We start from the raw sequence: 12,050 nt of genomic DNA on the forward strand, positions 1-12,050 counted from the left end.
GTCGCCCGGGTGTTCGCCGCACGCCGCGGGTATCTCGCTCACGAGTGGGCGCAAACGGTGCCAGTGGCCGGAGTTCAGGCGCTGAGGCGGGTGGCTCGTTCCACGACCTGGCCGAAGCCGTCGGCACAGCGGTACACCTCGACGCCGTCGATGAGCACGAGCTCGGCGCGGGAGGCGAGGTCGAGGGGATCGCCCGACCAGATCACGACGTCGGCGTCGAGGCCCACGGTGAGCGATCCGACCCGGGAGTCGAGCCCGAGAATGAGCGCCGGGTTGACCGTGAGGGCCTCGAGCGCGGTCTGCACCGGCAAGCCCTCCTTGACGGCAAAGGAGGCCTGATGCACGAGAAAGTTCACCGGAACTACAGGGTGGTCGGTCGTGATGGCGACGCGCACCCCGGCAGCGGCCAGCACGGCGAGGTTGCCGATGGCGCGATCGCGCAGTTCCACCTTGGTGCGCGCGGTGAGCATCGGTCCGAAGATGACCGGAATGTTCTTCTCGGCGAGCACGTCGGCGATCTTGTGCCCCTCGGTGCCGTGGTTGATCACGAGGCGGTAGCCGAATTCCTCGGCCAGGCGGATGGCGGTGACGATGTCGTCGTGGCGGTGTACGTGCTGGTCCCAGGCCAGTTCACCGGACAGTACCCGGCCGAGGGCTTCCTTGCCGAGGTCGCGGGTGAAGGGCTCCCCCTTCTCGGCAGCAGCATCGCGGGCCTGCACGTAGTTCTGCGCGTCAACGAAGGCCTGGCGGATGATCAGGCTCACCCCGAGCCGCGTGCTCGGCGTCTGCTTCTTGTCGCCGTAGACCCGCTTCGGGTTTTCACCGAGGGCGCTCTTGATGCTCACCGAGTCGCTGATGACCTGCTCGTCGATGGTTCGGCCACCCCAACTCTTGATCGCGACCGACTGGCCGCCGATCGGGTTGCCGGAGCCCGGTTTGACGACGATCGTGGTGACACCGCCCGAGAGTGCGTCGCGGAAGCCCTCATCGTCGATGTTGACGGCGTCGATGGCGCGCACAGCGGCCATGTTCGGACCGGTCATTTCGTTGGTGTCGTCGCCGGCCCATCCGTTCGCCTCTTCATGGATTCCGACGTGCCCGTGGGACTCGATGAAGCCGGGAAGCACCCACTTGCCGGTCGCATCGATGATCCGGGCGCCCGCCGGAACAGTCAGGTCGGCACCGATCGCGCTGATGCGACCATTCTCGATGAGCACCGTGCCGCTCTCGATGGTGTCGCCGAGAACGGGGACGATGCGAGCGTTGACGATGGCGGTCAGAGTGGATGTCGGTGCACTAGTCATGCTTCCACCCTAGGCACGCAAGCGCTGCCTTACTGGGGCGGGGCGTCGACGATTCCGATGAAGTGGGTGCCGACACCGTCGTATTCGGTGCGCCCCAGCCCGGCGAGGGCCTCGGGAAGCTCGTCGGCCCCGTGGTGCGAACAGCTGACGTAGGTGAACTCCGGCCACCATTTCTTGGGCCGTGCCGCCTCGGTGTCGCCGCAGATTGAGCACTCGAGCTGAATCCAGACGGGCTTCTTGCCGGTGCGGTTCGCCCGCGACTGCAGCAGCCAGGCCGGCGGATCGCTCTCGAGCAACGCAAACTGTGCCTCGCCGAGGCGCGAGGGAATGCCGTGGCGCTTGGCCATCTCGAGGGATATGTCCAGGCGCAGAGCGGCTTCGTGTCTCGTAATCATTTCACACCAAAGTAGATCATCAGAGATAAGGGTAGATCATCTCGGGCGAGGATCGGCGCTGGCACTGGCCCGCGCCCACGTCGCCGGGGTACAGTATTTTCAGGCGGGGCGCCCGGAAAGCACTCATGAACCAACCACGCTCTCGCGCCCACAAGGCCATTCTGACCGTCACCCTGAGCATCCTGGTCCCGATCATCGTGGCCAGCATCGTCTTCGTCGCGGCATCGTTTCGCGGTGCCGCCGTCGACGCCTCGGAGCGGCTGCTGCCGGGAACGGGCGTCGTCGTCGACGCGCGCAATGTTGCCGTGACCCTCGGGCCGAGCAGTGACGGCCAGGTGCACGTCTCCGCGCACGGCTCCTACTTTGGCCAGCGGCCCGTCGTGACCGCCCAGACCATCGCCGGCACCACGACCGTGGCCGTGACCAAGTGCGTGAACCAGTGGTTCAACCGCTGCGACCTGACCCTGACGGTCACTGTTCCGCAGGACATCACCCTGGCCGCCGCGACCCACAACGGCCCGATCCGCGCGAGCGGCCTGACCGGACGACTGACGCTCACGACCACGAACGGAGCCATCGACGCCCGCGGTACCCACGGTCCGGTGGAGCTGCGCAGCATGAACGGCGAGGTGACCCTGCACGGCGACCGATCGAACGTGGCCGTCGCGTCGACCAGCGGCCGGCTGCTCGTCACGGGCGAGTGACCCCGGCGGTCGATCCGCGCGCGCGCGCCGGGGGCGGTGCACGCCGGCGGTGCGTGCGGGCGGTGTGGGGGCGTCGGGGCGACCTGCGCGCATCCGCTGTCATGGAACAATGAAGGATGCCTGACACTCACTCCCCGCTGGGACTGCTCCTCGATGTGGACGGGCCCATCGCGAGCCCCGTCACCCGCACGATCGCCACACCGAGCATCATCACCGACCTGCTGCTGCTCGCGGCGGCCAACGTTCCGATCGCGTTCATCACCGGTCGCAGCGCGTCGTTCATTCGCGAACAGGTCGTCGCGCCACTCGTTGCGGCCGGGCTGCCCGAGAAATTTCGCATCTACGGGGTGTGCGAGAAGGGTGCCGTCTGGTTTCCGATCACCGGCGCGGGCATGGGCGAGGTGGAGGTGGACGCATCCGTCGCCCTGCCGCCGGCCGTCGTCAACGCCGTGCGCCAACTCGTGGCCGATCGCTTCGCCGACACGATGTTCTTCGACGAGACCAAGCAGGCCATGATCTCGGTCGAGCAGCGCGTCGACGTCGACACCGCCACCTACCTGAACGCCCAGTCGTCATTCGACGAGAAGGCCTTCGAAATTCTCGCCGCCCACGGCGTGGGCGTGCGCCTGAAAGATCGCGAGCGACCGGATGCCGCGGGGCTCGTTCCCTTTCGCATCGATCCGACGATCATCTCGACCGACATCGAGTCGGTCACCCTCGACAAGAACCACGCCGCCGAACGGGCGCTCGCGTTCTTCGCCGAAACCGGCCGGCTGCCCTCGCTGTGGCGTTCGATGGGTGACTCCCGCAGCGACTACCGCATGGCCGACCACCTGCACGAGGCCGGCTACGACGTGAGCCACGTCGATGTGCGCCCCGACGACGGCATTCTCGACAAGCCCTACCCGGTGATCGTCATGGGCGAACAGATTCACGACGAGGCCGGCGCGAGCTTTCTCGACTACTGGGTCGACCGGCTGAACCTGCGCTGACGCTTGCGCCCGCGATTTTTCCCGCGAGAGCGGGTGAATCGTCGGTCTGGTGTCGTCAGAACGACGATTCACCCGCACTCGCGGGAGGTGTGCCGGGGAAAGCGTCAGCCCTCGACGAACCGGATGCCCTCCTGCAGGCGACTGCGCAGATCGAAGACCTTGTCGAAGCTGCCTCGATCCATGCCGGGCAAGCCGTTGCGCAGCAACCCGATCAGGCGAGATCGTGGCACCGCAAGGGTCGTGGGGCGGCGTCCGCGGGCGGGAACGACGAGCGGCTCCGCGAGTGCGTCGTCGGGCAGCACCACGATCAGTGCCGTGAATCGCACCTTGAGGGTGCGGGTCAGGGACTTTCCGCTGGCCTGCAGGTTGTCCATGGGGGTCGTCTCGCCGAGTGCCTCGCCGACGAGTTCACCGCGCCCCAGCTCGACGACTCCGCCCCAGTCCTCGGAGAGAATCCCGAACAGTCCGGCCGGGCCGAGCACCACGTGGTCGAGCTTGTCGCTGCCGCGCCCCGGATCCACGTCGTGCCAGGCGGTGAAACCGATGCCGAGACCGGAGACGAGCTGAGCCGTCGCCTCCTCGGCGAGGGCCTTCGCCAGGTAGTGGCGAATCTCGCGCGGCGCCCGGCGCACCAGATCGGGCGCATAGGGATCGTCGACGGTCGTGCCACGACCGGCCCATTCGCGCAGCAGCGACAGGTACCGCTGGCGGGCCTGGCCGCCCGGGTGACCGTGCATGCGGGCCTTCATGCTCGAGGCGTTGCTCGCACTGCTCGGGCTGCGGGAAGCGGATGACCCCGCCGACGCCGAGTAGGAGTGCCCGCTCGCGGGGGCCTCGGCCCCGTCGAAGCGGCCACGATCATACGCCGCACGGCTCACGGGGTTACCGATGCGCTCCCAGGCGACCTGCACGGCATGAAACTGCGCGGCGCTGCCGCCCACGTCGGGGTGGGTCTGGCGCAGCATCTGACGGTACGCACGCCGCAATTCGTCCTCGCTGGCGGACGGGCTCACTCCGAGCACTTCGTAAGGGGTGGACGCGGCCGGACTCTCGTGCATCCTCGGTGGAACCTTTCGGCAAACTGGCACTGACGGCTAGGTGATCATGCGGGCGCCGAGCGCCCTGAATGCCCTAACCTACCGTCACAGTCTGGAATGACGCCGACCGTCGGCCGGGTGCGGGCTGTGCGGCGCCTCCGCGCTGGCAGTCGCCGGCGCAGCCGGTCAGCGCCGCCCGTCAGCGCCGCCCGTCAGCGCCGCCCGATAAGCGGTGCTATTTGCGGGTGCTATTTGCGCAGGATGTGCACCGGAATCGCGAGGGCGAGACCGACGGCAATGATTCCCGCAAAGAAGATGGGCAGCTGCAGGGTCGTGACCTCAAAGGCCAGCCCGAAGAGCCACATGCCGAACACAAAGACAACCATGGCGAAGAAAAAGGCGACGACATGCATGGGAGGTCCTTTCGATGCTGTGCCGCGGCGATCCGCACAGCACTGCTTCGAGCGTACTAGTTCTGGTAGTCCCCCGCGGCCTCGCCCGCAGGCCGCGCGGCCACAGGTTCGATGAGCTCCGGACCGTTGCCGATGACCGGGGCGACCTCGTAAAAGCGCAGTTCCTCGGCGACCTCGCGGCTCGACTCGACCGCGGCCGTGACGAGGTCGTGATCACCGACCGTGTGCGGGTCCAGCCATTGGTCCCACCACTCTTCGGACAGGGTGACCGGAATGCGTTCGTGGATCTGCTGCAGCGGGCCCTGCGCATCCGTCGTGAGAATCGTCGCCGACAGCAGCCAGCGGGCGGGATCATCCGCGGCCAGCGCCGGATTCTTCCACCAGGCGTAGAGGCCGGCGAAGGCGAGCGGCATGCCGTCGTCGGAGTGCACGAAATAGGGGGTCTTCACGGTGCCGACGGTGTGCCACTCGAAGTATCCGGTGGCGGGGATCAGCGCCCGGCGCGAGGCGACGGATGTCTTGAACGTCGGCTTCTCGGCGGCGGTCTCGGCGCGCGCATTGAAGGTGGGGTACGGCGACTTGATCTCGGTCGCAAAACCCGGCACGAGCGACCAGCGCGCCGATTCGAGGCGCCGCACCACCGTTCCGGTCTTGGCGGACTCGAGCACGATCGGGATCTGCTCGGTCGGCTTGATGTTGTACGACGGCTCGGGGAGGTTGTCCCCCTCGTGCTCGACGTCAAACATGGCCGCGAGGTCCGGCGACGTATCGGTAACGATATAACGACCACACATGCCTCTAGGGTACCCCGGACACTTTCGTGGGCGGTGAACTAACGTCGATTGCATGACTGAAAAGCACGGACCCGACCGTTACAGCAACGACGTGCTGCAATCGGGGTGGCGCGACGTGGGACGCACGGTCATTCCAACGCGCGAGGCCGTGCGCGACCTCGTCGTAGAAGAGGCCGCCACCGGATTCTGCGGCGCGGTCATTCGCCTGGAAAAGAACATCGTGACCCTCGAAGACTTCCACGGCAAACTGCGGCTGTTTCCGCTGGGAAGCGGGTTTCTCATCGACGGCGACCCCGTCGTGCTCGTGCGGCCCACGGCTGCGCCGAAGACCCGGGCACGCACGGCCTCGGGTTCGATGGCGGTGACGGATGCCCCGGCCCGCGTCGCGCGGGCCAGCCGCATCTTCGTCGAGGGCCGCCACGACGCCGAACTCGTCGAAAAGGTGTGGGGCGCCGACCTGCGCATCGAGGGCGTCGTCGTCGAGTACATCGAGGGCGTCGACAACCTGGAGGAGCTGCTCGTGGAGTTCGCTCCGGGGCCGGGGCGCCGCGTGGGCGTGCTCGTCGACCACCTCGTGCGGGGGTCGAAGGAGAGTCGGATTGCGGATGCCGTGGCCCGCGGGCCGTACGGTGCGAGCGTGCTGGTGGTGGGGCATCCATTCGTCGATGTCTGGCAGTCGGTCAAGCCGGCCCGCATCGGCCTGCGGGAATGGCCGGAGATTGCGCGCAGCATCGAGTGGAAACACGGAATCTGTGACGCACTCGGTTGGCCGCACGAGGAACAGGCCGACATCGCACGTGCCTGGCAACGCATTCTGGGTCAGGTGCGCAGTTACGCCGATCTGGAACCGGCGCTTCTGGGCCGGGTGGAGCAGCTGATTGATTTCGTCACGGTCGAATCGGCGCGGTGAATCGACGGTCGACGCGGTATCGACGCGGTATCGACGCGGTGCGGACCCCGGGATTTGCCCTCACGACCCCCTTACGGAGCGCAAACACGCCGATGATGCACCGATTTGGCACAGAATCACGAAGATTCCAGTGTTGTGGGATAGGGTTAATCCAGAAGTTGTAGTGCTTGCACGTCTTAAACGCATTGAGTGTGGTTCCCAAAGAATCACGGTTGATGCGCCACATTCCTTTCGGAAGCGGACGACGAATACCGCGACGAACGGTCCCGACAGTCGGGGCCGGTCTAACACTCCTGGAGGAGTTTTACAAATGGCAACAGGTACCGTGAAATGGTTCAACGCTGAAAAGGGCTTCGGCTTTATCGCACCCGACGACGGAAGCGCCGATGTTTTCGCGCACTACTCCGCGATCGCGTCGAACGGCTACAAGTCGCTCGATGAGAACCAGAAGGTCGAGTTCGAGGTAACCCAGGGCCCCAAGGGTCCCCAGGCCGAGAACATCCGCGCCCTCTAAATAAGAGCTGCAGTAACGCCCCCACTTCGGTGGGGGCGTTACTTCGTTAAGCGTCATGAGCCGCTGACTGGCGAGCGCTTCTCGTGGAACCGGCCCGGCGCACCTACCGCGCAACGGCGCAACTGCCGCGTACCGACGCTTCGCCGGAGGATTCCGGCCTCTGCGTCGGAGCTGCGCGGTACCTACGCCGCTGCGCGGTAGGCGCGCCTACCGCGTAGCGGCGTAGGTACCGCGCAGGTACCGCGCAGGTACCGCGCAGCTAGAACAGGGCCGCCTCAGGCGAGAGGGAGCTACTTGACGAGGTCCTGCCAGCCGTCGCCGTCGACGTACTCGAAGATGAGGTTGGTCTCGGTGTGGGCGACGGCCGGGTGCTCAGCGAGGTGCTCGAGCACGAAGTCACGCAGGTGGGAGGCATCCGCTGCCGCCACGTGCAGCAGGTAGTCGTCGGCTCCGGCCGTGTGGAAGAGTCCGATGACGCCGGGCCAGTGCGGCGCGGCGTTGCGAAAGTCGTCGATCTGCACGCGGGCGTGCTTGGCCAGGCGCACCGAGATGAGCGCCTGAAGCGATGCGCCGAGGGCGGCGAGGTCGATGTTGGCGCGATAGCCACGAATGTGGCCGGTCTGCTGCAGCCGACGCAGGCGCAGGGACACGGTTGATTCGGCAACCCCGATCTCGGAGGCCAGCGCGGCTCCCGAGGCGCGTGCGTTCACCGAGAGCGCGCGCAGCAGCGCCCGGTCGACCCGGTCTAGTTCTGGTTTCTTCGAATCCATGAGTTCGCTCCCTCGTCTCTCAGTAGCTTATGCGACGCCCACGCTATTCACAGCAGAGTCTGCAGGGCCAGTTGTGTTTGCCCACAGAATCTGTTTTCCTAGCGGTATGTTGCCACTGTCGTCACATCAGCCGTCTTCTTCACACCTTGAAACCCTTGCCGTACACGCGGGGATGGACGGGGTCGCCGCCTCGGGTTCGCACGTTCCCGTCATCGATCTCTCGAGCACGAATCCGTTACCGGGCGTGGAGTCTGGCGGCGACAGCTACGAGAATCTCGCGACCGGCGGCACCCTGGCGCCCGGAGACTCTGCCGTGTATCAGCGACTCTGGCAGCCGGGCGTCGCCCGCTTCGAGACCGCTCTCTCGGCGCTCGAGGGCAGCGCCGGCACCGTCGCGTTCGCGACCGGCATGGCCGCCCTGACCGCCGTGCTGATCGCCACGGTCACCGCCGGCCGCCCACACATTGTCGCGCTGCGCCCGATCTACGGCGGCACCGACCACGTGCTCGCCACGGGACTGCTGGGAACCACCGTCACCTGGACGGATGCCGCGGGAGTTGCCGCCGCGATCCAGCCCAACACCGGGCTCGTCATTCTCGAAACCCCGGCCAACCCGACGCTCGAACTCACCGATATCGGCGCCGTCGTGGCCGCCGCCGGCCCGGTGCCGGTGCTCGTCGACAACACCTTCGCCACGCCGGTGCTGCAGCGTCCCCTCGAACTGGGCGCGACGCTCGTGCTGCACAGCGCCACCAAATACCTCGGCGGCCACGGCGACGCGATGGGCGGCACGGTATCCGGCTCAGACGAGTGGATGGTGCGGCTGCGGCAGGTGCGCGCCCTGACCGGTGGGCTGCTGCATCCGCTCAACGCCTACCTGCTGCACCGGGGGCTGCGCACCCTGCCGGTGCGGGTGCGGGCGCAGCAGGCATCCGCTGCCCAGATCGCCGAACGGCTCGTTGGCCACCCGGCTCTCGTGCGCGTGCTCTACCCCGGGCTGCCCGGCCAGGACCCGCAGGGGCTCATCGGCCGGCAGCTGGCGGGCGGCGGCGCACTTCTGGCGCTCGATGTGGTCGGCGGTTTCGCTGGCGCGGTGCGTTTCACCGAGGGCTGCCGACTGATCGAGCACGCGGTGTCGCTCGGCGGCGTGGATTCCCTGGTGCAGCATCCGGCCTCGCTCACGCACCGACCGGTGCAGGCCGATAAGCGGCCCGGCGCGGGCATCGTGCGGTTGTCGATCGGGCTGGAACACGTCGATGACCTGATGACCGACATTCTGACGGCCCTCGATGGGGTGCTCGAGGCGCAACCGGCGCCGGCCGCGGAGTTCGCGACCGCGGGCTCCTAGCTGTGGCCCAGACTAGCTAGGACTCAGACCAGCTGTGGCCCAGGCTAGCTGCGACCCAGACTAACTACGACCCAGCCGGCTGCGCAGCAGGTTGATGCGCATCTGCAGCTGGGTGACGCTCGCCTGCGCGACCGCCGGGCCGCCGCAGAGGCGCCTCAGCTCGGCATGAATCATACCGTGTGGTTCGTTGGCGAGCTTCGACCACATGCCGACGAGGCTCGAGAGCAGCGTGCGCTGCTCTTTCAGCGTACGGTACAGCGGCGGCGGCTCAATCGGCGCAATCTCCCCACTGACCGGGTCTTTACGCTTGTCGGTCGAGCGTTTGGCCTGCCTGGACTGATGATGGCGCAGCAGTTCGGAGACCTGCTCGGGTTCGAGCAGGCCGGGGATCCCGATGAAGTCGAACTCCTCGTCGGTGCCGGGTTCGGCGAGTTCGCCAAACTCGTCGCCGTCGAACATGACCATGTCGAACGTCGCCTGCGAGTCGAGGGCCTGCCAGGTGCTGTCGTCGAGTCCGAGCTCGTCGGACGCCTTCTCCTGCTTGTTCGCGGCAGCGACCATGGCGTCTTCGGGGTTATACATGCCATCGTCGCCGTCTTCACGGTTACTGCGATCGAGGGCATGGTCCCGCTCGAGTTCGAGCGCGTTGGCGAGGCTCAGCAGGCTCGGCACGTTGGGCAGAAAGATCGACGCCGTTTCGCCGCGTCGACGAGCCCGCACGAAACGGCCGATCGCCTGAGCAAAATACAGCGGGGTCGCGGCGCTCGTTGCGTAGACGCCGACGGCGAGCCGCGGAACGTCGACGCCCTCAGACACCATGCGCACGGCGACCATCCAGCGCCTCGTGTTCTTCGAGAAGTCGTCGATGCGGTCGCTGGCCTCCTTCTCGTCGCTAAGCACCACGGTCACCGATTCACCGCAAATCTCTTCGAGGATGGCCGCGTAGGCGCGCGCGGTGGTCTGGTCGGTCGCAATGACGAGGCCGCCGGCATCCGGAATGCCCTGCCGCACCGCGGTCAGGCGCTGGTCGGCGGCGCGCAGCACCGAGGGGATCCACTGCCCGGTCGGCTCGAGTGCGGTGCGCCAGGCCTGGCTCGTGATGTCCTTGGTGTTGCCCTCGCCGAGCTTGGCTTCCATCTCATCGCCGGCCCGGGTGCGCCACTTCATGTGCCCGGCATAGACCATGAACATGACCGGCCGTACGACGCCGTCGGCGAGGGCACGGCCATAGCCGTAGGCGTAGTCGCTCTGCGACATGCGGATGCCCTGCTTGTCGGGCAGGTAGCTCACGAACGGAATCGGCGAGGTATCGGAACGAAACGGGGTGCCGGTGAGCGACAGGCGCCGGGTGGCCGGCCCGAAGGCCTCCCGAATGGCGTCGCCCCAGCTGAGCGCATCTCCCCCGTGGTGAATCTCGTCGAGAATGACCAGGGTGCGGCTCGACTCGGTGAGGTGCTTGTGCAGCGCGGCCCGCGCGGCGACCTGCGCGTAGGTCACCACGACGCCGTGATAATGGCTGCCGTAGCTGCGGTCGGCGTTCTTGAACATCGGATCGAGACGGATGCCCGCGCGCGCCGCCGCATCCGCCCACTGGTTCTTGAGGTGCTCGGTCGGGGCGACGACCGTGATGCGGTCGATCGTGCGGCGCGAGCGCAGCTCGGCGGCAAGCCGCAGCGCGAAGGTCGTCTTGCCGGCGCCGGGGGTGGCGGCGGCCAGAAAATCGCGGGGTTCGTGCACGAAATAGGCTTCGAGAGCCTCGGCCTGCCAGGCCCGGAGCTTGCTCGCGGTACCCCAGGCGGCACGTTCGGGAAACGACGGCGACAGGTGTTCGGCTGCACTCGTTCCCTGTGCAGGGCCGAAAACTGATGGAGTATTCACTTCCCCCAAATCTACCAACTTGCGCCCGGGCCTGCACGCCCCCGGTCAGAGTCGGGTGGCCAACCGGACACAATGGAAGGATGACAAAGCAGCTACACCCCTGGTCGCGCTATGTGGCTCTCGGCGATTCTTTCACCGAGGGAATCGGCGACCCCGAACCCACGAGCCCCGGCGGACACCGCGGCTGGGCCGACCGTGTCGCCGAGGAACTCAGCCAGGGCACCGAGGACTTCGCCTACGCCAACCTCGCGGTGCGCGGCAAACTCATTCGCCAGATCAGCACCGAACAGATCGGCCCGGCGCTCGCGCTGCACCCCGACCTGATCACCATTTCCGCCGGCGGCAACGACGTGATCCGCCCCGGCAGCGATCCGGATGCCATTGCGGTGCGCTGCGAAGACGTCGTGCGCCGGCTGAGCGCCGACGGCGCCACGATCGTGCTGTTCACCGGCGCCGACGTCGGGTTCTCCCCCGTGTTTCGCGGCATTCGCGGCAAGGTGGCGATTTACAACGAGCACCTGCGCGCGATCGCGACCCGGTACGACTGCATCGTGGCCGATCTGTGGTCTCTTGCGGAGATTCAGGATGCTCGTATGTGGGCTCCCGACCGGCTGCACCTCAACGCGCTCGGCCACCACACCGTTGCCCGCCTCGTGCTCGGTGCCCTCAACGTGCCCAATGCGCTCGAGCCGAGCGAACCCGAACCGATGCCGGGCACCACGTGGCGTCAGGCACGCACCGAGGACCTCGCCTGGGCGCGGGCCTACCTGGTGCCGTGGGTGCTGCGCCGGGTGCGGCACCAGTCTTCGGGCGACCACGTGCTGCCCAAGCGCCCGCTCGCGGGGCCGTTCCGGCAGCCCGAGGCCTGACCCCGCCGCCCTCGCTTGCCGCCCTGGCTGGGCGCAACTACCGCGCAGCGGCGCAACTACCGCGTGGCGTCACCGATTGGGGTCCGCAGACGGACTCGCGCCGGGCTACGCGGCAGTAACGC

General features: G+C 67.3%; 13 protein-coding genes. 6 read left to right on the top strand and 7 right to left on the bottom strand.

What is annotated here, in order from left to right:
• Nucleotides 1-74: 74 nt before the first annotated feature.
• Both E3T55_RS18185 and E3T55_RS18190 read right to left on the bottom strand, forming a co-directional pair.
• Nucleotides 75-1,304: an amidohydrolase gene (locus tag E3T55_RS18185; protein WP_134520958.1), complete on the bottom strand. Its 1,230-nt coding sequence runs from the start codon at nucleotides 1,302-1,304 to the stop codon at nucleotides 75-77.
• Nucleotides 1,305-1,333: 29 nt separating this feature from the next.
• Entirely contained in the window at nucleotides 1,334-1,699 is a 366-nt protein-coding gene (locus E3T55_RS18190) for a hypothetical protein (RefSeq protein ID WP_134520959.1), read from the bottom strand.
• A gap of 125 nt (nucleotides 1,700-1,824) precedes the next feature.
• On the opposite strand from E3T55_RS18190, the gene E3T55_RS18195 reads away from it, so the two are divergent.
• Together E3T55_RS18195 and E3T55_RS18200 are read left to right on the top strand one after the other, a co-directional pair.
• Nucleotides 1,825-2,403 (top strand): DUF4097 family beta strand repeat-containing protein, encoded by a 579-nt coding sequence (locus E3T55_RS18195; RefSeq protein WP_134520960.1) that lies wholly within the window; start codon nucleotides 1,825-1,827, stop codon nucleotides 2,401-2,403.
• A 116-nt stretch (nucleotides 2,404-2,519) separates the two neighbouring features.
• On the top strand, nucleotides 2,520-3,395 hold the full coding sequence (locus tag E3T55_RS18200; RefSeq protein ID WP_134520961.1) for a hypothetical protein: 876 nt from the start codon (nucleotides 2,520-2,522) through the stop codon (nucleotides 3,393-3,395).
• Nucleotides 3,396-3,499: 104 nt separating this feature from the next.
• Here the strand turns inward: E3T55_RS18200 and E3T55_RS18205 are convergent, their stop codons facing one another.
• The 3 genes from E3T55_RS18205 to E3T55_RS18210 all read right to left on the bottom strand — a co-directional run bounded on the left by E3T55_RS18205 (nucleotide 3,500) and on the right by E3T55_RS18210 (nucleotide 5,639).
• On the bottom strand, nucleotides 3,500-4,453 hold the full coding sequence (locus E3T55_RS18205; protein ID WP_134520962.1) for a J domain-containing protein: 954 nt from the start codon (nucleotides 4,451-4,453) through the stop codon (nucleotides 3,500-3,502).
• A gap of 227 nt (nucleotides 4,454-4,680) precedes the next feature.
• Nucleotides 4,681-4,845 (bottom strand): hypothetical protein, encoded by a 165-nt coding sequence (locus E3T55_RS20385; RefSeq protein WP_166791836.1) that lies wholly within the window; start codon nucleotides 4,843-4,845, stop codon nucleotides 4,681-4,683.
• 56 nt (nucleotides 4,846-4,901) lie between these two features.
• A complete protein-coding gene (locus E3T55_RS18210) occupies nucleotides 4,902-5,639 on the bottom strand; it encodes an SOS response-associated peptidase (RefSeq protein ID WP_134520963.1) in 738 nt (245 codons plus the stop codon).
• 52 nt (nucleotides 5,640-5,691) lie between these two features.
• Here E3T55_RS18210 and E3T55_RS18215 point away from each other — a divergent pair, with 52 nt between their 5' ends.
• Both E3T55_RS18215 and cspE read left to right on the top strand, forming a co-directional pair.
• Complete coding sequence (locus E3T55_RS18215) at nucleotides 5,692-6,549, top strand: DUF3097 domain-containing protein (protein WP_134520964.1); 858 nt, start codon at nucleotides 5,692-5,694, stop codon at nucleotides 6,547-6,549.
• A gap of 310 nt (nucleotides 6,550-6,859) precedes the next feature.
• Nucleotides 6,860-7,063 (top strand): transcription antiterminator/RNA stability regulator CspE, encoded by a 204-nt coding sequence (gene cspE / locus E3T55_RS18220; RefSeq protein WP_035840308.1) that lies wholly within the window; start codon nucleotides 6,860-6,862, stop codon nucleotides 7,061-7,063.
• Between the two features lie 290 nt (nucleotides 7,064-7,353).
• On the opposite strand, the gene E3T55_RS18225 is transcribed toward cspE, so the two are convergent.
• Complete coding sequence (locus E3T55_RS18225; RefSeq protein ID WP_119975617.1) at nucleotides 7,354-7,833, bottom strand: Lrp/AsnC family transcriptional regulator; 480 nt, start codon at nucleotides 7,831-7,833, stop codon at nucleotides 7,354-7,356.
• 106 nt (nucleotides 7,834-7,939) lie between these two features.
• Here E3T55_RS18225 and E3T55_RS18230 point away from each other — a divergent pair, with 106 nt between their 5' ends.
• Complete coding sequence (locus tag E3T55_RS18230; RefSeq protein WP_134520965.1) at nucleotides 7,940-9,181, top strand: trans-sulfuration enzyme family protein; 1,242 nt, start codon at nucleotides 7,940-7,942, stop codon at nucleotides 9,179-9,181.
• Nucleotides 9,182-9,241: 60 nt separating this feature from the next.
• Here the strand turns inward: E3T55_RS18230 and E3T55_RS18235 are convergent, their stop codons facing one another.
• Entirely contained in the window at nucleotides 9,242-11,059 is a 1,818-nt protein-coding gene (locus E3T55_RS18235) for a DEAD/DEAH box helicase (RefSeq protein ID WP_134520966.1), read from the bottom strand.
• An 80-nt stretch (nucleotides 11,060-11,139) separates the two neighbouring features.
• Here E3T55_RS18235 and E3T55_RS18240 point away from each other — a divergent pair, with 80 nt between their 5' ends.
• Nucleotides 11,140-11,928, top strand: coding sequence for an SGNH/GDSL hydrolase family protein (locus E3T55_RS18240; protein WP_134520967.1), 789 nt, complete (start codon nucleotides 11,140-11,142; stop codon nucleotides 11,926-11,928).
• The last annotated feature ends 122 nt before the right edge of the window (nucleotides 11,929-12,050 follow it).

Origin of the sequence: Cryobacterium frigoriphilum (assembly GCF_004403305.1) — a bacterium.
GTDB classification, from domain to species: Bacteria; Actinomycetota; Actinomycetes; order Actinomycetales; family Microbacteriaceae; genus Cryobacterium; species Cryobacterium frigoriphilum.